General features: G+C 58.8%; 17 protein-coding genes and 2 pseudogenes. 13 read left to right on the forward strand and 6 right to left on the reverse strand.

The window, feature by feature from the left end; genetic code table 11:
* The first annotated feature begins 193 nt into the window (after positions 1–193).
* The 3 genes from FBZ99_RS01855 (at position 194) to hspQ (ending at position 2,552) form a co-directional block, all read left to right on the forward strand.
* Positions 194–532 carry a P-II family nitrogen regulator gene (locus tag FBZ99_RS01855; RefSeq protein ID WP_015339877.1) on the forward strand — a complete coding sequence of 113 codons (339 nt, stop codon included), beginning with the start codon at positions 194–196 and terminating at the stop codon, positions 530–532.
* 64 nt (positions 533–596) lie between these two features.
* On the forward strand, positions 597–2,006 hold the full coding sequence (gene glnA / locus FBZ99_RS01860; protein WP_113333771.1) for a type I glutamate--ammonia ligase: 1,410 nt from the start codon (positions 597–599) through the stop codon (positions 2,004–2,006).
* A gap of 216 nt (positions 2,007–2,222) precedes the next feature.
* Positions 2,223–2,552, forward strand: coding sequence for a heat shock protein HspQ (gene hspQ, locus FBZ99_RS01865; protein WP_069612159.1), 330 nt, complete (start codon positions 2,223–2,225; stop codon positions 2,550–2,552).
* 151 nt (positions 2,553–2,703) lie between these two features.
* Here hspQ and FBZ99_RS01870 read toward each other — a convergent pair whose 3' ends face one another.
* Complete coding sequence (locus FBZ99_RS01870; RefSeq protein WP_113352544.1) at positions 2,704–3,363, reverse strand: invasion associated locus B family protein; 660 nt, start codon at positions 3,361–3,363, stop codon at positions 2,704–2,706.
* Positions 3,364–3,627: 264 nt separating this feature from the next.
* Here FBZ99_RS01870 and FBZ99_RS01875 point away from each other — a divergent pair, with 264 nt between their 5' ends.
* Entirely contained in the window at positions 3,628–5,436 is a 1,809-nt protein-coding gene (locus FBZ99_RS01875; protein WP_113333770.1) for an extracellular solute-binding protein, read from the forward strand.
* A 93-nt stretch (positions 5,437–5,529) separates the two neighbouring features.
* Positions 5,530–6,201, forward strand: coding sequence for a DsbA family oxidoreductase (locus FBZ99_RS01880; RefSeq protein WP_069612156.1), 672 nt, complete (start codon positions 5,530–5,532; stop codon positions 6,199–6,201).
* A gap of 163 nt (positions 6,202–6,364) precedes the next feature.
* Here the strand turns inward: FBZ99_RS01880 and FBZ99_RS33395 are convergent, their stop codons facing one another.
* Positions 6,365–7,012, reverse strand: coding sequence for a LysR substrate-binding domain-containing protein (locus tag FBZ99_RS33395; RefSeq protein WP_333783687.1), 648 nt, complete (start codon positions 7,010–7,012; stop codon positions 6,365–6,367).
* A gap of 113 nt (positions 7,013–7,125) precedes the next feature.
* Positions 7,126–7,266: pseudogene (locus FBZ99_RS33400) on the reverse strand (LysR family transcriptional regulator); the annotation flags it as partial.
* Positions 7,267–7,434: 168 nt separating this feature from the next.
* Here FBZ99_RS33400 and FBZ99_RS01890 point away from each other — a divergent pair.
* The 4 genes and pseudogenes from FBZ99_RS01890 to FBZ99_RS01905 form a co-directional block, all read left to right on the forward strand.
* Positions 7,435–7,980 (forward strand): sugar ABC transporter, encoded by a 546-nt coding sequence (locus tag FBZ99_RS01890; RefSeq protein ID WP_113395992.1) that lies wholly within the window; start codon positions 7,435–7,437, stop codon positions 7,978–7,980.
* 6 nt (positions 7,981–7,986) lie between these two features.
* Complete coding sequence (locus tag FBZ99_RS01895) at positions 7,987–8,313, forward strand: hypothetical protein (protein ID WP_113352547.1); 327 nt, start codon at positions 7,987–7,989, stop codon at positions 8,311–8,313.
* 20 nt (positions 8,314–8,333) lie between these two features.
* Positions 8,334–9,191 carry an MBL fold metallo-hydrolase gene (locus FBZ99_RS01900; protein ID WP_113352548.1) on the forward strand — a complete coding sequence of 286 codons (858 nt, stop codon included), beginning with the start codon at positions 8,334–8,336 and terminating at the stop codon, positions 9,189–9,191.
* A 12-nt stretch (positions 9,192–9,203) separates the two neighbouring features.
* A pseudogene (locus FBZ99_RS01905) lies at positions 9,204–9,308 on the forward strand (disulfide bond formation protein DsbA); the annotation flags it as partial.
* Between the two features lie 81 nt (positions 9,309–9,389).
* Here the strand turns inward: FBZ99_RS01905 and FBZ99_RS01910 are convergent.
* Positions 9,390–9,977 carry a TetR/AcrR family transcriptional regulator gene (locus tag FBZ99_RS01910; RefSeq protein WP_113333764.1) on the reverse strand — a complete coding sequence of 196 codons (588 nt, stop codon included), beginning with the start codon at positions 9,975–9,977 and terminating at the stop codon, positions 9,390–9,392.
* A gap of 168 nt (positions 9,978–10,145) precedes the next feature.
* Between FBZ99_RS01910 and FBZ99_RS01915 the strand changes: the two genes are divergently transcribed.
* The 3 genes from FBZ99_RS01915 (at position 10,146) to FBZ99_RS01925 (ending at position 12,552) form a co-directional block, all read left to right on the forward strand.
* On the forward strand, positions 10,146–10,568 hold the full coding sequence (locus FBZ99_RS01915; RefSeq protein ID WP_113352679.1) for a RidA family protein: 423 nt from the start codon (positions 10,146–10,148) through the stop codon (positions 10,566–10,568).
* A gap of 151 nt (positions 10,569–10,719) precedes the next feature.
* Positions 10,720–11,634 carry a 4-hydroxybenzoate octaprenyltransferase gene (gene ubiA, locus FBZ99_RS01920; protein ID WP_113352680.1) on the forward strand — a complete coding sequence of 305 codons (915 nt, stop codon included), beginning with the start codon at positions 10,720–10,722 and terminating at the stop codon, positions 11,632–11,634.
* A gap of 126 nt (positions 11,635–11,760) precedes the next feature.
* Positions 11,761–12,552 carry a class I SAM-dependent methyltransferase gene (locus FBZ99_RS01925; RefSeq protein ID WP_113352550.1) on the forward strand — a complete coding sequence of 264 codons (792 nt, stop codon included), beginning with the start codon at positions 11,761–11,763 and terminating at the stop codon, positions 12,550–12,552.
* 339 nt (positions 12,553–12,891) lie between these two features.
* On the opposite strand, the gene mfd is transcribed toward FBZ99_RS01925, so the two are convergent.
* Positions 12,892–16,392: a transcription-repair coupling factor gene (mfd, locus tag FBZ99_RS01930; RefSeq protein WP_113352551.1), complete on the reverse strand. Its 3,501-nt coding sequence runs from the start codon at positions 16,390–16,392 to the stop codon at positions 12,892–12,894.
* On the reverse strand, positions 16,389–16,703 hold the full coding sequence (locus FBZ99_RS01935; protein WP_113333761.1) for an FAD assembly factor SdhE: 315 nt from the start codon (positions 16,701–16,703) through the stop codon (positions 16,389–16,391). The genes mfd and FBZ99_RS01935 overlap by 4 nt, the downstream gene beginning before the upstream one ends.
* Before the next feature lie 173 nt (positions 16,704–16,876).
* Between FBZ99_RS01935 and recG the strand changes: the two genes are divergently transcribed.
* Positions 16,877–18,982: an ATP-dependent DNA helicase RecG gene (gene recG, locus FBZ99_RS01940; RefSeq protein ID WP_113352681.1), complete on the forward strand. Its 2,106-nt coding sequence runs from the start codon at positions 16,877–16,879 to the stop codon at positions 18,980–18,982.
* Position 18,983 lies beyond the last annotated feature (1 nt).

An 18,983-nucleotide genomic window follows, 5' to 3' on the forward strand; every position in this document is an offset into this window, starting at 1 on the left:
TTTGCTTATCCCACGCATTTCCGCGCGAAATCGCTTCCATTTTTCCGAAAAATCCTCATCAATTCATCGTCTCGGTGCGAATTCGCCGAGATTTTTTACAGCGGTCCGTCCTCAATTGGCATGGTACGTGCATTACGTTGGCCGAGCGGGGAGTAGTCCTGCTGTATCAGGAGAAGCGGAGAGACATTTTCTCATGAAAAAGATCGAAGCGATCATTAAGCCCTTCAAGCTCGACGAAGTGAAGGAAGCCCTTCAGGAAGTCGGCCTGCAGGGTATCACCGTCACGGAAGCGAAGGGCTTCGGTCGTCAGAAGGGCCATACGGAACTTTACCGTGGCGCCGAATACGTCGTCGACTTCCTGCCGAAGGTGAAGGTCGAAGTTGTATTGGCGGACGAAAATGCGGAAGCGGTGATCGAGGCCATACGCAAGGCTGCGCAAACAGGCCGTATCGGCGACGGAAAGATTTTCGTTTCCAACGTGGAAGAAGTCATTCGAATCCGCACCGGCGAAACGGGCATCGACGCCATTTAATCTGCCCGGCCTATTCTCGGCCGCGGCTCGTTTAATCGTCATCTAAGTCAAGGGAAGTAATTTAATGACGACCGCAAGCGAAATTTTGAAACAAATCAAGGATAACGACGTCAAGTTCGTCGACCTGCGCTTTACGGATCCGAAGGGCAAGCTCCAGCACCTGACCATGGATGTGATCTGTGTCGACGAAGACATGTTCGCCGACGGCGTCATGTTCGACGGCTCCTCGATTGCCGGCTGGAAGGCCATCAACGAATCCGACATGGTGCTGATGCCCGATCCGGATACGGTCCACATGGATCCGTTCTTCGCGCAGTCCACCATGGTCATCCTTTGCGACATCCTCGATCCGGTCTCCGGCGAAGCCTATAACCGCGATCCGCGCGGCACCGCCAAAAAGGCTGAAGCCTATCTCAAGGCCTCCGGCATCGGCGATACCGCTTTCTTCGGCCCGGAAGCCGAATTCTTCGTCTTCGACGACGTCAAGTACAAGGCCGATCCATACAATACCGGCTTCAAGCTCGATTCCAGCGAACTGCCGTCCAACGACGACACCGATTACGAAACGGGCAACCTCGGCCACCGTCCGCGTATCAAGGGCGGCTACTTCCCGGTCCCGCCGATCGATAGCTGCCAGGACATGCGCTCGGAAATGCTGACGGTTCTCGCCGAAATGGGCGTCGTCGTCGAAAAGCATCACCACGAAGTCGCAGCCGCCCAGCACGAGCTCGGCATCAAGTTCGACACGCTGGTACGCAACGCCGACAAGATGCAGATCTACAAATATGTCGTGCATCAGGTCGCCAATGCCTATGGCAAGACGGCAACCTTCATGCCGAAGCCGATCTTCGGCGACAACGGCTCGGGCATGCACGTTCATCAGTCGATCTGGAAAGGCGGCAAGCCGACCTTCGCCGGCGACGAATATGCAGGCCTGTCCGAAAGCTGCCTCTATTACATCGGCGGCATCATCAAGCATGCCAAGGCCATCAATGCCTTCACCAACCCGTCGACGAACTCCTACAAGCGTCTCGTCCCGGGCTATGAAGCTCCGGTTCTGCTCGCCTATTCCGCGCGCAACCGCTCCGCTTCCTGCCGCATTCCGTTCGGCTCGAACCCGAAGGCAAAGCGCGTCGAAGTCCGCTTCCCTGACCCGACCGCCAACCCCTATCTCGGCTTCGCAGCCATGCTGATGGCCGGCCTCGACGGCATCAAGAACAAGATCCATCCCGGCAAGGCCATGGACAAGGATCTCTACGATCTGCCGCCGAAGGAGCTGAAGAAGATCCCGACAGTGTGCGGCTCGCTGCGCGAAGCGCTGGAAAGCCTGGACAAGGACCGCAAGTTCCTGACCGCTGGCGGCGTTTTCGACGACGACCAGATCGATGCCTTCATCGAACTGAAGATGCAGGAAGTCATGCGTTTCGAAATGACCCCGCATCCGGTCGAATACGACATGTACTACTCGGTCTGATATCGGACACGAAAGCCCCGGCCTGCCGGGGCTTTCTCCATGATCGGGAAGCCGGTGGCAGGTCTCCCGCCCGATGGCGTCTTCGCATTGAGCGATCACATGCTGCTCGACCAAATAACTCGGGCCGAATGTGACAGTTCGATGAAGGAATGGGGGCAAAATCCTTGATATCAGTGGTGAAAGTCACCACATGATCGCTTGAAAGGAAGTCGTGCCATGAAACAACGAAACGCAAAATTCAATATTGGCGACGTGGTTCGACACCGGATGTTCCCCTTCCGCGGTGTCATCTTCGATGTCGATCCGGAATTCGCAAATACAGAGGAATGGTGGAATTCCATTCCCGCGGAAGTGCGTCCCGATAAGGACCAGCCCTTCTATCACCTTCTCGCCGAAAACGACGAGACGGAATATGTCGCATACGTGTCGGAGCAGAACCTCATTAACGATGAGAGCGGCGTTCCCTTACGCAATCCGCAGGTCGCTCAGATCTTCGACCAGGCCCCGACCGGGCAGCTCAAGCCCAAGATGAGCTTCGCCCATTAAACACGTGTAAAACCTATCCTATTCGAAAGGGAAGGCGCTCCCAACGCCTTCCCTTTTTATTTGGCTTCCGAGCATCGGATATGGCCATTAGAGCAAAGAAAAAGCCCGGATCACTCCGGGCTTTTTCTCATGAAACGAGACTATCGTCAGCTTACTGCTGCTTGGCAGCCTTCTGCGCATCTTCGAGCTTCTTGCGTGCTTCTTCAGCCTTCTTCTGCATGCTGTCCTGCAGGCTCTTCTGGCTTTCGGCAAGCTTCGAATCGGAGATCGCCGGACCGTCATAAGCGGCGCCGAAACCGGTCAGCGAGATCTTGATCGGGTTCGGAGCGCGGCGGAAGTTCACAGAGGTGAAGGTGACGTCGGTGCCCTTCTTCAATGAAGCGACCATCGCGTCCGTCACGGGAACTTCCGCGGTGCACTTGTCCGGAAGGCAGACGGCATAGTCGAGCTTCTGGCCCTTGCCGCCATCGACCTGCATGGTGATGCCGGGCGGGATCAGGCGGGCGGTCGGAACCGAGATCTGCAGGATCTTGCGGTTGACCTTGCCATCGACGGAGATGAGGCCGACAGCCGTCACAAGCTGGCCGTTGTTTGCCATGATCAGATTCTGCACGATGCAGATATCGGCATCGTCCTGCTTGGTGCAGGTCTTATACCAGCCCAGACGCGGCTGGTTGGGATCACTGCCGCCATCAGCGGGAGCTGCGTTGGACGCGTCCTGCGCGAAAGCGGCAGCCGGCATGGCCGCGCCAATCATGAGAGCCAGAGCAGAGAGACCTGCCCGCATTTTGTTGTCAGTCTTGAACATCATAGCGAAACCGCCTCCTGAAATCCGCTTCGGGACGACAGCACGCCGTCCCATGCAATTCGGGTCAAACCGTCGTCCACCTGTCGAATGAATAAGGCAAATACATGACCCGAGAAACCCGGCACCCCTGTTACATCGCACTGGCACGGATATCCAGCTTTTCTTTGGCCTTTTCTGCCAAGTCCTAAGATTTCCGCAGTCGCGTGTTGAATTCGGCACGCTCATGATAATGTTCGGCCGAATCGTACCCTTCCCGGAAAGGATGCCATGCAAGCGCTCCGGATCGCTGCCCTCCTGTTCTTCGCAACCTTGTGCAACGCCGCGGCGGCTCAGCCGCTTTACGGCATCGCCATGCACGGAGATCCGGCACTGCCGGCGGACTTCAAGCATTTCCCCTATGTCAATCCGGATGTCAAAAAGGGCGGCCGCGTCAGCTATGGCGTCGTCGGCACCTTCGACAATCTCAATCCCTTCATTCTGAAAAGCATGCGCACGACCGCACGCGGCATGTGGGACCCGGAATATGGCAATCTCGTTTACGAGTCTCTTATGCAACGCTCAAGCGACGAGCCCTTCACCCTTTACGGATTGTTGGCGCAGACGGTCGAATGGGACGACAATCGCAGCTTCATCCAGTTCAACCTCAATCCGAAGGCCCGATGGTCGGACGGGCAGCCAGTGACGCCGGAAGATGTAATCTTCACTTTCCAGCTTCTGCGAGACAAGGGGCGCCCCAACCTTTCATCTCCGCTGAAAGGAGTCGGTGGGATGGAGAAGGTCAACGAACATAGCGTGCGGATCCATTTCAATGAGGCGGCGAATCGCGAAACGCCGCTAATCATTGCCATGTTGCCGATCCTGCCGAAACACGTCATCGATGTGGATAATTTCGATCGAACAACGCTCGCCATTCCCGTCGGCTCTGGACCCTATAAAATCAAGAGCATCGATCCGGGCCAGCGTATCATCTATCAGCGCGATCCCAGCTATTGGGGCAAGGACATTCCCACAAAAATCGGTATCGACAACTACGACGAGATATCCGTCACCTATTTTCTGCAAGAAACCAGCCTATTCGAAGCTTTCAAGAAGGGCGATATCGACGTTTATCCCGACGGCAGCCCAAGTCATTGGCAGCGAGCCTATGATTTCCCGGCCGTAAGTTCCGGTGCGGTCGTGAAGGAGACATTTAAGCCGAAGTTGCCGAGCGGCATGATGGGCTTTGTTTTCAATACGCGTCGGCCGATCTTTGCCGACAAGAATGTGCGTAAAGGCCTGACGCTTGTCTTCGATTTCGAATGGTTCAACCGCAATCTTGCCTCCAGCGCCTATACGCGCACCGAGAGCTACTGGCAGAACTCAGACCTCTCCTCCTTCGGTGTACCGGCCGATGTCAATGAGCTAGCCATGCTCGGCCCTATCAAGGACCACATCGACCCCGACGTGCTCGACGGTACTTATAAGCTTCCCGTCAGCGACGGTTCCGGGCGCGACCGAAAGATCCTGCGCAAGGCCGTCAATTTCCTCAAGCAGGGCGGCTACACGATCAAGGGCGAGCGTATGGTCGACGGCACCGGTCGCCAGCTCAGTTTCGAGATCATGACGCAGAATGCAGATCAAGAGCGTATCGCCATCGCTTATCAACGTTCCCTAGCGCTTCTTGGCATATCCGTCACGATCCGCACGGTCGACGATTCCCAATATCAGCTGCGGACAGGAAACTACGATTACGACATGATCCTGAAAGCCTATCCCTCATCGCTATCGCCCGGCACTGAGCAGCTTGGGCGATGGGGATCGGCAGCCGCCAAGGCGGCAGGCAGCTTCAATTACGCCGGTGTTGCCAGTCCCGATGTCGACACACTGATGGAACATTTTCTGACGGCCCATTCAGCCGAGGATTTCCGCGACGCGGTGCGCTCCTTCGACCGTATCCTGATCTCCGGTTATTACATGGTGCCGCTCTACCATATCGGCCAGCAATGGGTAGCGCGGCGGAGCCACATCGCCCGTCCAGACGTGCTACCGCTTTACGGCTATCAATTGTCGACCTGGTGGGACGCCTCGGCGCAATAGGGTCGCAATGGTTCCCTTTCGGTAACCGGTTGAAGCCATCGGTGCAAAGGCCTAGATGGAGGGGAACAGCCCAAAAACCGAAAGGATGAAACCATGGAACGCATCACGATTGACATCGTCTCGGACGTCGTCTGCCCATGGTGCTATCTCGGCAAGGCCCGTCTGGAGCTGGCGATTGCCGAGGTACAGGACGAAGTAGGCGTCGATCTCAACTGGCGGCCCTATCGACTCAATCCCGACTATCCGCCAGAGGGCGTTGACCAGAAAAAGGCGCTCGAGCAAAAGCTCGGCGGCGCGGAACGCGTCGCGCAGGGCCACAAGATGCTGACCGAGCTCGGCCGCGAAGTGGGCATCAAGTTCGATTTCGATGCCATCAAGATCGGCCCGAACACGCTCGACGCCCATCGCCTCATCCATTGGTCCGTCACCGAAAGCCGCGAAAAGCAGGACAAGGTGGTGGATGCTCTCTTCAAGGCGAATTTCGAGCAAGGTCGCAATGTTGGCGACCACGCGGTGCTGCTCGACATTGCAGAAGAAGCCGGGCTTGACCGTTCGGTCATATCAACGCTGCTTGCCTCCGATGCGGACCGCGATCTCATCATCAGCGAAATCGACGCCGCCCAGAAGATCGGGGTCAACGGCGTGCCCTTCTTCATCTTCGACCAGCAATATGCCGTCAGCGGCGCCCAGACGCCGGACGTGCTTGCCGGTGCGCTACGCGATATCGCCAAGATGAAGGCGGAAGCGCGCGCGGGGATGAATTGATCAAGATCCGCAGAGGCGCCATTCTGGAGGGAATGGCGTCGGTCAGGCGTTTTTCGCGTTTTTGCTGAAACGATTTCAAAACGGCTAGCCCCGCCGCTGCAAAAACCCGAAAACCAATGCCGCGTTCATCCGGATACTCTCGAGGCCTAAAAATCCACGGCCGTCAGATCGTTATATTCGCCGTCCGCGATTCCATGAGGAGCCAATTCGCAAAATCCTGGATCGGACCGTCGCTCAATCGGATCGGCTCCGGCAGGATGAGACAGAAGGTCTTGGAGATCGACTGACCATCGGGCCATGGCGCAACGAGGCGACCTTCTGCCAACTCCGTCTCGACATAGAGACGTGGCACCAGGGCGACGCCCAGTCCAGCGAGCGCAGCTTCAATCAGCATGACGTGAAGATCGTAACGCGGGCCAATCGCAGGATTGGTCAGCACAATCCCGGCCTCCTGCGCATAGCGTTGCCAGGCGTCCGGATTCTGGCGTCGGTGAAGGCGCGGCAGTTCATCGAGAGTTGGTGGCACTTTAGCGCTACCGAGAAGCGTCGGATGGCAAACCGGAACCAACGTCTCCTGCAACAGCCGATGCGTTCTCATTCCAGTCCAGGCAGGGTGATCGAAATGGATCGCGGCATCAAACCCACTTCCAGCAAGGACAAAAGGCTCCATCCGTTCGGCGAGATGCACGATAATATTCGGGTGCTTTTCGCGGAACCGCCCAAGACGGGGAATAAGCCAGCGCGCGGCGAAGGTCGGGATGGTGGCGATATCGATATTCGCGCCGCCATTGGGCTCTGCCCCATCAGATATTGACTGTCGCGCTCCAGCCGATCCAGTGACTCACGAACCTGTAGGGCATAGCGCTCTCCATTCGGCAAGAGCCGAACACGATTACCGACCCGCTCAAACAGCGTGACACCGAGAAAGGCTTCGAGCCGGCTTATCTGGCGGCTGATCGCTCCTTCGGTCAGGGCCAACTCGTCGGCAGCGCGAGCGAAGCTTCCATGGCGAGCCGACGCCTCGAACGCCAGGAGCGCAGAATTGCTTGGAATTTTGCGGCGCATGGGCGGCTCCCAATGTGATGGTTTGGCACTCGAACGGCTGCGACCTTGATATTTGATCACTAAAGCATGAGCCGATGTCGATATCCAGCGACGAATGGCAGTCTATCTTGATCAAATATCAATGAGAAACAAGGCCGAAAGCCGGTCCCTGCAACTAAAGGTGATACGATGATTTACACGGTGGAATGCAGCTTTGCCGATCCAGCCAGCGAAGCGGAGTGGAACGACTTCTATAGCCTGGATAAGCTCCCAGCCCTGATTTCGGTGAGTGGCTTTCACACCTCGCAGCGCTTGAAGGCAATCAGCCGCAATTGCCCGGTTTATCTTGCCATGCATTCGATCGATGGCCTCGATGTTCTGACGGGTGAGGAATATCGCCAAAAGGGTGGTGGAAATTTTGCGCGTTGGCAGCAGCACATCACCGATTGGCACCGAAACCTTTATGATGGCATCGAGCGAGCGCCGGCAATCGATGAAGACGAATATCTGGTGTTAAGCGCCCATGGCCCCGAGCCCCTCACCCGCCTAGACCTCACCCCGTCCGCAATGCATGCGGTGGCAATGGAGAAGCTCCCGGAGCACCGTTGGCTCGCCAAGGTGAAGCGCTCCGCGATTGCAGACATTCGGCATCTTCCCGGGGATGTTCATGTCTACGAACCGATGACGACACAATTGACGAGTGGCAAGAATGCCGCCTCCGAGACAGCGCGGTAGGTTCTGATGCCGAACGTCACAATCTTCATCCCCGCAGAAAGCATGCCGGGCGACGAAGCACTTGCCGATCTCACGGAGCAATGCACCGAACTTTGCACGGGCATCCTTCGAGCTGCATTGGCCAACGTGCATGTCATCTATGTCGCTGTCCGCTCCGGCCGAGGGCATCAGGTCTTTGCAGACATCCGATATCGCCTTGAACCCTTTCGCACGCCGGCGGTCATGGATCGCTTCATGCAAGGCCTGGATGACGCCATCAAATATAAGCTCGCCCTCACCGCGCGCATCCGTTGCTTCGGCTATGGAGCCGCATGCCTCTACGCGCGAAACTGAGCGGCTGGTTGGAGATAACAATGACTAATCCAGCGTTTCCCAGCCAGCAGGTTGGCGACTTAACAATTACCGCCATCAGCGACGGCTACCTTGCTGCCAGCCTCGACCTTCTCTCGAATATCGACCCGACAGATGCTTCTCGAATGCAGGCGAAGACGAGGATCGAGGATCCCGCCTCGATTCATATCAACTGCTACATGGTGCGTAGTGGCGGCCGCACGGCCCTGATCGACGCGGGAGCGGGCGGTTTCAAACAATGGGGTGGCCGGCTGGAAACCAATCTCGCTCTGGCCGGCATCCAGCCTCTGGATATCGACACGATCCTGCTGACACATGCCCATCCGGATCACATCGGAGGGCTGATGAACGCTTGCGGAGAGGCCACCTTCCCGAACGCCGAGCTTGTCGTCCACAATCGCGAAATCGCCTTCTGGCAGGACGACGGCAATTTGAACCGAGCGCCGGAGCGCGCCCGCGGCAACTTTATCCTCGCGCGTCGAGCGTTCGACGGCTATCGCGGCAGGCTGCGCTCTTTCGATGCCGGTGAGGTGCTTCCCGGCATCACTGCGATGCCACTTCCCGGCCATACCCCAGGGCACACGGGCTATCGTCTCAATTCCGGCGGCAAGAATCTGTTGGTCTGGGGAGATATCGTCCACTTTCCCGCGATCCAGATTGCACGACCGGATGTATCGATCGCCTTTGACCAGGATCCACATCTGGCAGCATCGACGCGATCAAGGCTATTGGATCTCGTCAGCTCGGAGCGGCTGTTGATCGCCGGTATGCACCTGGGCGAACTCGGTTTTGCGCATATCGAGCGAACGACCGGAGCCTACGGCGTGACTTATGCGGGACCTCATCGTCAGCAAAATTGAGGCCGCTCAAAAGATCAGCAATATGCCGTCAGCGGTGCCAAGACGCCGGACATGCCTGCCGGTGCGCTGCGCGATCTCGCCAAGATGGAGGCTGAAGCGCGTGCGGGGATGAACTAAGCGGGCTTCCGCTTTTTCGATCAGAGCCGCAGGGGCTTCCGCGAATCGCCGATCGCGGAAGCAGCTGAGCCATAACCGGCATCAGGTCTTTGCCAGCAGTCCCGAAGCCATCGTCCGGAAGGCCTCTATCGCCTTGGGCAGCACCTCCGTCGGATTATCGCTGGCAGCAACCCAGAGAGCGGCATTCAGCGCTGCGCCGGAAATGAGCCGGGCTGCCGCCTCGGCATCGACCGGTTTGACCACCTCTTGTTCCAGAAGCTTTGACACCGTCTGCCGGGTCCCCGCGAGGCAGCTATTCTGACTTGGCCATTTCGAGGGATCGCCCAAAACAGCCGGCCCGTCGAGCAGGACGATGCGCTGGACCTCCGGATCGAGCGCCATCTTGATGTAGGCCTCGCCTTCCGCAAGCAGTCCTTGCCAGTCACCGTCCGCCTGTGCGCCGATCTCCTTCGCCCGCAGCGCCATCTCATTGTCGATCTGATCGACGACTGCGGCGAGTAATCCGCGCTTGTCGCCGAAATTGTGGTAGAGCGCGCCCCTCGTCAGACCGACATCCGCCGTCAACTCATCCATTGAAGCCGCCGCAAACCCTTTCTCCGCGAAAGCTTTCCGCGCAGCGGCAATCAGCTTGGTGCGATTTTCTTCCATTGTTTCCAGGCGCTTTGCCATATCACTCTCAAATTTCATATACGTTTCGTATGTGAAATATTGACATACGTCGCGCATATCAATATTTCACATACGCACCGTATATCAAACGAGACGGCGGTTTGGAAGCCTCGCGCGAGCTTGCGTCCTTCCCATCTTTTCAGATCAACGCGAATGAGAGCCGACACCATGACGACACGCAATGCAATTTTCCCGAAGAACAGACATGCGCTTTATGAGGAGCACGGCTATTCCGCCGCAATCCGTTCCGGCGACCTGCTGTTCGTCTCCGGTCAAGTCGGTAGCCGTGCGGATGGAAGCCCAGAGCCGGATTTCGAAAAACAGGTCGAACTCGCCTTCGACAATCTGAGAGCAACCTTGGAAGCCGCAGGCTGCACCTTCGACGACATCATCGATGTCACCACGTTTCACACCGATCCGGAGCGGCAGTTCGGCGCTATCATGACCGTCAAGAACCGGATCTTCACCGAAAAGCCCTATCCGAACTGGACGGCGGTTGGCGTCAACTGGCTGGCGGGCTTCGATTTTGAGATCAAGGTCATCGCGCGCATTCCAGATGCTGGGGAGAAGCGTAAGCCGCAGGCGGCTTGAGGGTATGGTCGGATTTCGGCCCGCAGCGGAAAATAGCCGTCGCGGGCCGGACGTGGCCTCAAAGCTAGATTGACGCAGCCGCACTTCCAGCCGTTGCGAGATGTGGGGAAGTCGCTATTTTTCTTCGTCGATGAAACCGCGGATTTCGATGATGAACGTTTCCACCCGCCCCGATCTGAGCGATATAACACTGGGAGACTGGGTGGACCGCCGTTTGCCCGCGGCGTTGAGACCCTACACGCGACTTGCGCGGCTGGACCGGCCCGTTGGCATTTGGCTCACGCTTTTTCCCTGCTGGGCAGCGCTCATCCAAGCATCACACGGTTTTCCAGAACTCAGACAGCTGGCCATCTTCTCGTTGGGCGCATTGTTGATGAGAAGCGCAGGCTCGACCGTCAATGACATTGCCGATCGAAAGTTTGATGGGCATGTCGAGCGCACACGCTTTCGGCCATTGGCGAGCGGCCAGATCGGCGTGCCCCAGGCACTCATATTCCTGGCGGTGGAACTCGCATTGGCCGCTTCGCTCCTCCTCTTCCTGACACCCTACACACGCGTTATCGCCATCTGCGTTCTACCGCTTGTCTTTGTCTATCCGCTCTGCAAGCGCTTCACTTATTGGCCCCAGGCTATTCTCGGCGCGGCATTCAACTGGGGGATGCTGATGGCCTGGTCGGAAGTCACAGGCACAATTCCGGTCGGGGCCGTTCTGATGTGGCTGGGGGCTATCGCCTGGCAGATCGGCTACGATACCGTCTACGCCTATGTCGACGTTCGCGATGATACGCAACTGGGCTTGAAATCGACTGCGATCCTGTTTGGCGCGCGCGGCAAGACCTTCATCGGCCTGTTCTACGCCATAGCCGTCGCAGCTTGGTCTGTTGGCGGATGGATGGCAGGCATGTCATTGCCCTATGTGGTCGGAATGCTCGTCATAGCCGTGCATCTCGGCTGGCAGACCTGGCGCCTCGATCTTTCACGCCCCGAGGTCAATTACCGGCTGTTTCTGGCGAATATTCTTACAGGCATACTATTGGCCGCAACATCCTTTGCTGGATCGCTGTAAGCGAACCAACCATAAAGAGAATTGGCCTTCGATATTTCTCCATTGCGGGATAGCATCGCAACCAGCCAATAGCGGAAGAGAGGCGAAAACTGGCATTCTTCAATCCAGATCGAAAGGCATCCGGGCATGTCGTCGATAAACTCCGTCAACGAAAAGCAGTATGCGGACAGCAAGAAGCTCGCTGCACGCGCGCGGCTCAACAACGAATATACGATCGCCGAAATCGGATGGTTTCCATGGGTGGCGCGGCAGCTTCCGTTGAAATCCGGCGATCGCATTCTTGATATCGGCTGCGGCCCCGGCTGGTTCTGGGCGGCAACGGCGGCGTCACTGCCGGAAAATCTCGACCTGACTCTTGCCGATCTTTCTCCGGGCATGGTTCAGGAAGCCGTCGAGCGATGCGAGACATTGCCGCTTGGCAGCCTCGCCGGCGAGCGCGCCGATGCTGCTTCCCTGCCCTTTACGGACGGCTCCTTCGATGCCGTCATCGCGATGCATATGTTCTATCACCTACAGGATCCGTTCAAGGCCATCGCGGAAATGCATCGTGTGCTCAAACCCGGTGGCTTCCTTGCCGTGACGACGAATGGCGCCAGCAACATGCGCAAGATGTACGAGCTGACCACGGTATTCGGCAGCCCGCCTTACGACCCTGCCGGCGCGGCCTTCGGCTATGATACCGCCGAGCGACTGATGCAGACCCAGTTTGGAAATGTCAGGATGACCGAACATCCGGCCCGCCTGCGCGTGACGGAGCCGGAAGACGTGTACCTCGCCCTCACTTCCTATCCTCCCGGCGACGGAGCCGACGAGGCGCAGCTTGCCGAATTTCGCAAGACGATCGCCGAAGCGTTCGAGGCTGGCAACGGCGTGCTTGAGACCGAGAAGGAAACCGGGTTTTTCATCAGCCGTAAATAAGGCTGAGAACATTACCGTACTCCGCCTTTTCAGTCCGCTACTAGCTCTATGTGCTTCGCAATCATTCGAAGCGCTTAGAGCTTGGGATTAGCGATCCTGCTTCTTATTTGATTTTGGCCATGCAGAACGAAATGTTGGCCAAAACTCCCGAAGAGCGATGATCAATGATACGTCCCAGGGACGCCAAACAACTCTCAACATTTCGTAGTCAGAGGTTTTAGGCGGGTTTTTCTCGCGCGGCACTTCATCTTGCATAAGCCTCTCCAACACCACAGACCACCGCGCCTTCTTCAACCAAAGACGGCGTCCGGATAAACTGCGAACCGATCAATATACTCCCTACTTCGCCAGCTCCGCCAGCTGCGTCATGACCACAGCCGCGCCCTGCAGTCGCTTCTCCGGTGTCGGCAGATCGCGGGTCAGGAAGACGCTCTGATCGGGGCGGATCTTGGCCATTGTGCCCTGCTTGGCGATGTAGCCGACGAGGTTGGCGGGGTTGGGGAATTCCTTGTTGCGGAACTGAACGACGACGCCTTTCGGGCCGGCGTCGAGCTTCTCGACATTGGCGATGCGGCAGAGCGACTTGATGTAGACGATCTTGAGGAGATGCTGCACCTCCATCGGCAAGGGGCCGAAACGGTCGATCATTTCGGCGCCGAAACTGTCGATTTCCTTCAGCTCGGTGATCTCGCCGAGACGGCGGTAGAGCGCCATGCGCAGATGCAGATCGGGCACATAATCGTCGGGAATCATGACCGGCGTGCCGACGGAGATCTGCGGCGACCAGCCAGTATCCTGGATCTCGTCGATGCCCTTGACCTCGGCGACAGCCTCTTCGAGCATCTGCTGGTAGAGCTCGAAACCCACTTCCTTGATATGGCCTGACTGTTCCTCGCCGAGCAGATTGCCGGCACCGCGGATATCGAGGTCGTGGCTCGCAAGCTGGAAGCCGGCGCCGAGCGTATCCAGCGACTGCAGCACCTTGAGCCGGCGCTCCGCAGTCGTGGTCAGGACTTTGTTGACCGGCAGCGTGAAGAGCGCAAAGGCGCGGACCTTGGAGCGACCGACGCGGCCGCGCAGCTGATAGAGCTGGGCAAGGCCGAACATATCGGCGCGGTGGACGATCAGCGTATTGGCCGTCGGCACGTCGAGACCGGATTCGACGATGGTCGTCGACAGCAGCACATCGTAACGGCCTTCGTAGAAGGCGTTCATGATGTCTTCCAGCTCGCCGGCCGGCATCTGGCCATGCGCGACCGCCACCTTCAGCTCAGGCACATCCGACTGCAGGAAGGCGTGGATATCGGCGAGATCAGCGAGACGCGGACAGACATAGAAGCTCTGGCCGCCGCGATAATGCTCGCGCATCAGCGTTTCGCGGATCACGAGGGAATCGAAGGGCGAGATGAAGGTGCGCACCGCCATGCGGTCGACCGGCGGCGTGGTGATGAGCGACAGCTCGCGCACACCCGTCATCGCCAACTGCAGCGTGCGCGGGATCGGCGTCGCCGACAGCGTCAGCACATGCACGTCGCTCTTCAGTTCCTTCAGACGCTCTTTGTGCTTCACTCCGAAATGCTGCTCTTCATCGATAATGAGCAGGCCGAGATTGGCAAACTGGATGCCGGCGCCGAGCAGTGCATGCGTGCCGACGACGATATCGGTCTTGCCTTCCGCCACTTCCTTCTTGGTCAGCGCCAGCTCCTTGGCGCCCACCAGGCGGGATGCCTGCTGCACGCGGATCGGCAGGCCGCGGAAACGCTCGGAGAAGGTCTTGAAATGCTGCCGGGCAAGCAGGGTCGTCGGCACGACGACAGCGACCTGCACGCCGTTCATGGCAGCGACGAAGGCTGCGCGAAGCGCCACTTCCGTCTTGCCGAAACCGACGTCGCCGCAGACGAGGCGGTCCATCGGCCGGCCGGCGCCGAGATCCTCGCGCACTGCCTCGATGGCGTTCATCTGATCGTCGGTCTCATCATAGGGGAAGCGCGCGGCGAATTCGTCGTAGAGCCCTTCGGGAGAGGTCAGCACCGGCGCATGGCGCGTCAGGCGCTCGGCTGCGACACGGATCAAGTCGCCAGCGATATCCAGAAGGCGCTTCTTGAGCTTCGCCTTGCGCATCTGCCAAGCGCCGCCGCCGAGCTTGTCGAGCTGTGCCTCAGTGCCCTCACCGCCAAAGCGCGAGAGCAGATCGATATTTTCAACCGGCAGGAACAGTTTGGCATCGTCGGCATATTGCAGCTCAAGGCAGGCATGCGGTGCGCCGGCGGCCTCGATGGTCCTCAGCCCAACGAAACGGCCAATGCCATGCTCGGCGTGAACGACGATCGAGCCTTCGTCCAAGCCTGCCACTTCCGAGATGAAGTCAGCGGCGCGCTTACGGCGCTTGGAACGGCGCACCATGCGGTCGCCGAGAATATCCTGCTCGCCGATGACGATGAGATCGCCAGCCTCGAAACCGGCTTCGAGGCTGAGTACGGCGCCAGCCGCCTCGCCCTTCGCCAGGCCGCTGAGATCCTTGAAGGCCTCGATGGTCTTGACGCGCGCCAGCCCGTGTTCGGAAAGCACCTGCAGCAGGCGATCGAGCGAACCTTCGGTCCAGGCGGATATGAGCACCTTGCCGCCTGCCGCCCGCTTGTCGGCAATATGCTTGACGACCGCGTCAAAGACGTTGATGCGCTCGCTGTCGGCGCCATCGGTGGCGGAGCGCGCCCAGCGCGGCCCTTGGCGGGCATCAAGCTCGATGACGCGACGCGCCTCACCCTCATGTTCGTTGAAGGGCGAGATGCGGATGGCGCCGAAGGCGTCGAGCGCATTGCCGAAGGCCTTGCCGTCGAGATAGAGCTGACCCGGCGTGACCGGTTTATAGGGCGTGCCCTGCGCCATCTGTCCCTTGGTCTGCTGGCCGGAATTCAGGCGGGCATCGTAATAATCGAAGACGAGCTTGGAGCGCTCCTCGGCCGCCTCGCGCACGGTGTGATCCGTGACCAAGCGGAAGCCCTTGAGATAGTCGAAAACCGTCTCAAGCTTCTCATAGAAGAGCGGCAGCCAATGTTCCATACCGGCGTATCGCCGACCTTCGGATACGGCGAGATAGAGCGCATCATCGCGCGTAGCGGCGCCAAAGGCGGAGAGATAGCTCTTGCGGAAGCGGCTGATCGTATCCGGCGTCAGCGTCACTTCGCTCATCGGATTGAGATCGAGCGAACGCACCTGCCCAGTTGTACGCTGGTTTGCCGGATCGAAGCTACGGATACTTTCCAACGTATCGCCGAAGAAATCCAGGCGCACCGGCTCTTCCGTGCCGGGAACGAAGACGTCGAGAATGCCGCCGCGCACCGCATATTCACCGACCTCACGTACCGTTGCGACGCGATCGAAACCGTTGCGCTCCAGGCGGGCCGCGATGTCGTCCATCCGGACCTGATTGCCGGGACGGGCCGAGAACGCCAGGCTCTCGATAATATCTTGCGGTGCCACCTTCTGCAGCATGGCGTTGACGGTCACCAGCACGATGGCTGCATGCGGCTTGCGATGATGCGCGATCAGGCCGGACAAAGCCGCCAAGCGCCGCGCCGAGGTGTCGGAGCTTGGGGAAACGCGGTCGTAGGGAAGGCAATCCCAGGCCGGCAGGGTGAGTACCGGGATTTCGGGCGCGATGAAGCCGAGCATCTGTTCGACATCGGCCATGTGCTGGCCGTCAGACATGACATAGGCAATCGGTTGGCCGGCCTTTGCCATTTCGGCAATCAGGAACGGCTCCAGGCCAGCCGGAACATGACCGATCGTCATCGGCTCGCTGGCGGCGAGCAGCTTCTTCGCGTCGAAACCGGGGATCATTTCGTCAATCCGAACCTTTCGGCGATCTCTTCGAAATCGGGCTTGTAGGAGGCCAAGCGCTCAAAGAGAGGCGTCTGCAAATGCTGCGGCGTCGGCTGGCTGCCGAGAATCCATTTGAGGAGATCGTTGTCCTCTTCAGCCATGATGCGCTCAAGCTCGTCGAGATCGGCCTCGGAAAGGCCTGGCAGCTCATTATCGGCAAACTGGCCGAAGACCAGATCCATCTCGCGGATGCCGCGATGCCAGCAACGGAAAAGGATGCGCCGACGGCGAGGATCGAGATCGGCACTGCTGAGGGTCAGCCCAGTCATCAAAAACACCTTTATGTTGATGCGTCTCTATAAAACCAGCGCTCACAGGTGGGAACCGGTTTTTAAGAAAAAAGCACCTGCGATGCAATTTTCCGGGGAGTGTCGGGCTCAAAGGGATCGAGTTCTCCGCTGCCCCTTGCCAAATGCGCCCTGCCCGTCGCATTTTGCCGGCCATGCGTCCCGCTATCCTCGACCCGCTGTTTGCCTCCATCTCTTCGCTGCCCGGCGTCGGGCCGAAGGTATCCGAGCTGCTGGTGAAGCTGCTCGACCGCGAAACGATCGACGATTGCCGTGTCATCGACCTCATTTTCCACGCACCACATTCGATCATCGACCGACGCGAGCAGCCCGGTATCGCGCGGGCGCCGCAGGGCGCCATCGTCACCATTACCGGCCGTGTCGACCGACACCAGCCGCCGCCGAATGCGCGTAGCAACGTTCCCTATCGCGTCTATCTGCACGACGAGACCGGAGAATTGGCGCTGGTCTTCTTCCGGGGCAAGGCACAATGGCTCGAAAAGCAGCTGCCGATCGATGAAACCGTCACCGTCAGCGGCAAGGTCGACTGGTTCAACGGCCGCCCGTCCATGGTGCATCCGGATTACATCATGCGCGAGAGTGAAGCGGAAAACCTGCCGCTGGTCGAACCGGTCTATCCGCTAACCGCCGGCCTCACGCCGAAGTTCCTGCGCAAGACCATCGAGGCGGCGCTGCCGCGCATTCCGCAGTTGCCTGAGTGGGATGATATAGCCCTTACTCAAAAGCAGGGCTTTCCCTCGATCTCCGATAGCTTCCACATGCTGCATGCGCCGAGAGATGCGGCCGATATCGATCCGCAATCTCCCGCGCGCCGCCGGCTTGCCTATGATGAATTCCTGGCGGGGCAATTGTCGCTCTCTCTCGTGCGCCAAAGGCTGCGCAAGGTTGTGGGACAACCGGTGCATGCAACTGGAGAAATCAGCCGCAAAATACTGGAATCCCTGCCCTTCTCGATGACGAACAGCCAGCGTGATGCGGTTGCCGATATTCTGAAGGATATGGCCGGCACCGAGCGCATGCTTCGGCTGCTGCAAGGCGATGTCGGTGCGGGAAAGACGCTAGTGGCACTGATGGCGATTGCCGCCGTGATCGAAAGCGGCGGCCAGGCCGTGTTGATGGCACCGACCGAAATCCTGGCGCGTCAGCATCATGCAACGATTTCAAAATTCGCAGCGAGTGCAAACCTTTCCGTCGAAGTTCTCACAGGCCGCACAAAGGGACGCGAGCGGGATGCGATCCTCGAGCGCATTGCTTCCGGGGAAGCACAGATCATCATCGGCACGCATGCTCTCTTCCAGGACAGCGTCGCCTATGCCAACCTCATGCTGGCTGTGGTCGACGAGCAGCACCGCTTCGGCGTTCACCAACGCCTGCGCCTGACCGCGAAGGGCATCTCGCCGCATATGCTCGTGATGACCGCGACGCCCATACCGCGAACGCTTGTGCTCGCCGCCTTCGGCGATATGGACGTTTCGAAGCTCACCGAGAAGCCGGCGGGACGCAAGCCGATCCAAACGATCACCATTCCGAATGAACGAACCGGCGATATCGTCGCGCGCCTGAGAAGCGCGCTATCTGAGGGTAAAAAAGCCTATTGGATATGCCCACTTGTGGAAGAATCTGAAGAATCCGATTTAATGTCGGTCGAAGAGCGTTACGAGACGCTGACGAGAGCGCTCGGGCCTGGCATTGGCCTCATCCATGGCCGGATGAGCGGCCCGGAAAAAGACGCCGTGATGATGGCCTTCAAGAATGGCGAGATCCGCCTGCTTGTGGCCACGACCGTCGTCGAAGTGGGTGTCGACGTGCCGGACGCGACCATCATGGTCATCGAACATGCCGAGCGCTTTGGCCTAGCGCAGCTTCACCAATTGCGCGGACGTGTCGGTCGCGGTGCCGAAGCCTCGACCTGTATCCTGCTCTACAAAGGCCCCCTTGGTGAAACTGGGCATGCGCGGCTGTCGATCATGCGCGAGACGGAAGACGGCTTCCGCATTGCCGAGGAGGATTTGAAGCTGCGCGGCGAAGGCGAGCTTCTCGGCACGCGCCAGTCCGGAACACCAGGCTTCCGCATCGCCAGCCTGGAAGCCCATGCCGATCTTCTGGAAATTGCCCGCAAGGATGCCGCCTATCTCATTGAGCGCGATCCGGAGCTCACCAGCGAGCGTGGCAGTGCGGTACGCACCCTGCTCTATCTCTTCCGTCGCGACGAGGCGATCCGGTTCCTGCGAGCGGGGTGAG

The organism is Rhizobium sp. ERR 1071 (assembly GCF_007828675.1).
GTDB lineage: Bacteria > Pseudomonadota > Alphaproteobacteria > Rhizobiales > Rhizobiaceae > Rhizobium > Rhizobium dioscoreae.

Excerpts from the sequence above, each read along its gene's own strand:
- FBZ99_RS01855 (WP_015339877.1), top strand. The coding sequence starts at position 194 with ATGAAAAAGATCGAAGCGATCATTAAGCCCTTCAAGCTCGACGAAGTG.
- glnA (WP_113333771.1), top strand. The coding sequence starts at position 597 with ATGACGACCGCAAGCGAAATTTTGAAACAAATCAAGGATAACGACGTC.
- hspQ (WP_069612159.1), top strand. The coding sequence starts at position 2,223 with ATGAAACAACGAAACGCAAAATTCAATATTGGCGACGTGGTTCGACAC.
- FBZ99_RS01870 (WP_113352544.1), bottom strand. The coding sequence starts at position 3,363 with ATGATGTTCAAGACTGACAACAAAATGCGGGCAGGTCTCTCTGCTCTG.
- FBZ99_RS01875 (WP_113333770.1), top strand. The coding sequence starts at position 3,628 with ATGCAAGCGCTCCGGATCGCTGCCCTCCTGTTCTTCGCAACCTTGTGC.
- FBZ99_RS01880 (WP_069612156.1), top strand. The coding sequence starts at position 5,530 with ATGGAACGCATCACGATTGACATCGTCTCGGACGTCGTCTGCCCATGG.
- FBZ99_RS01890 (WP_113395992.1), top strand. The coding sequence starts at position 7,435 with ATGATTTACACGGTGGAATGCAGCTTTGCCGATCCAGCCAGCGAAGCG.
- FBZ99_RS01895 (WP_113352547.1), top strand. The coding sequence starts at position 7,987 with ATGCCGAACGTCACAATCTTCATCCCCGCAGAAAGCATGCCGGGCGAC.
- FBZ99_RS01900 (WP_113352548.1), top strand. The coding sequence starts at position 8,334 with ATGACTAATCCAGCGTTTCCCAGCCAGCAGGTTGGCGACTTAACAATT.
- FBZ99_RS01910 (WP_113333764.1), bottom strand. The coding sequence starts at position 9,977 with ATGGCAAAGCGCCTGGAAACAATGGAAGAAAATCGCACCAAGCTGATT.
- FBZ99_RS01915 (WP_113352679.1), top strand. The coding sequence starts at position 10,146 with ATGACGACACGCAATGCAATTTTCCCGAAGAACAGACATGCGCTTTAT.
- ubiA (WP_113352680.1), top strand. The coding sequence starts at position 10,720 with ATGAACGTTTCCACCCGCCCCGATCTGAGCGATATAACACTGGGAGAC.
- FBZ99_RS01925 (WP_113352550.1), top strand. The coding sequence starts at position 11,761 with ATGTCGTCGATAAACTCCGTCAACGAAAAGCAGTATGCGGACAGCAAG.
- mfd (WP_113352551.1), bottom strand. The coding sequence starts at position 16,392 with ATGATCCCCGGTTTCGACGCGAAGAAGCTGCTCGCCGCCAGCGAGCCG.
- FBZ99_RS01935 (WP_113333761.1), bottom strand. The coding sequence starts at position 16,703 with ATGACTGGGCTGACCCTCAGCAGTGCCGATCTCGATCCTCGCCGTCGG.
- recG (WP_113352681.1), top strand. The coding sequence starts at position 16,877 with ATGCGTCCCGCTATCCTCGACCCGCTGTTTGCCTCCATCTCTTCGCTG.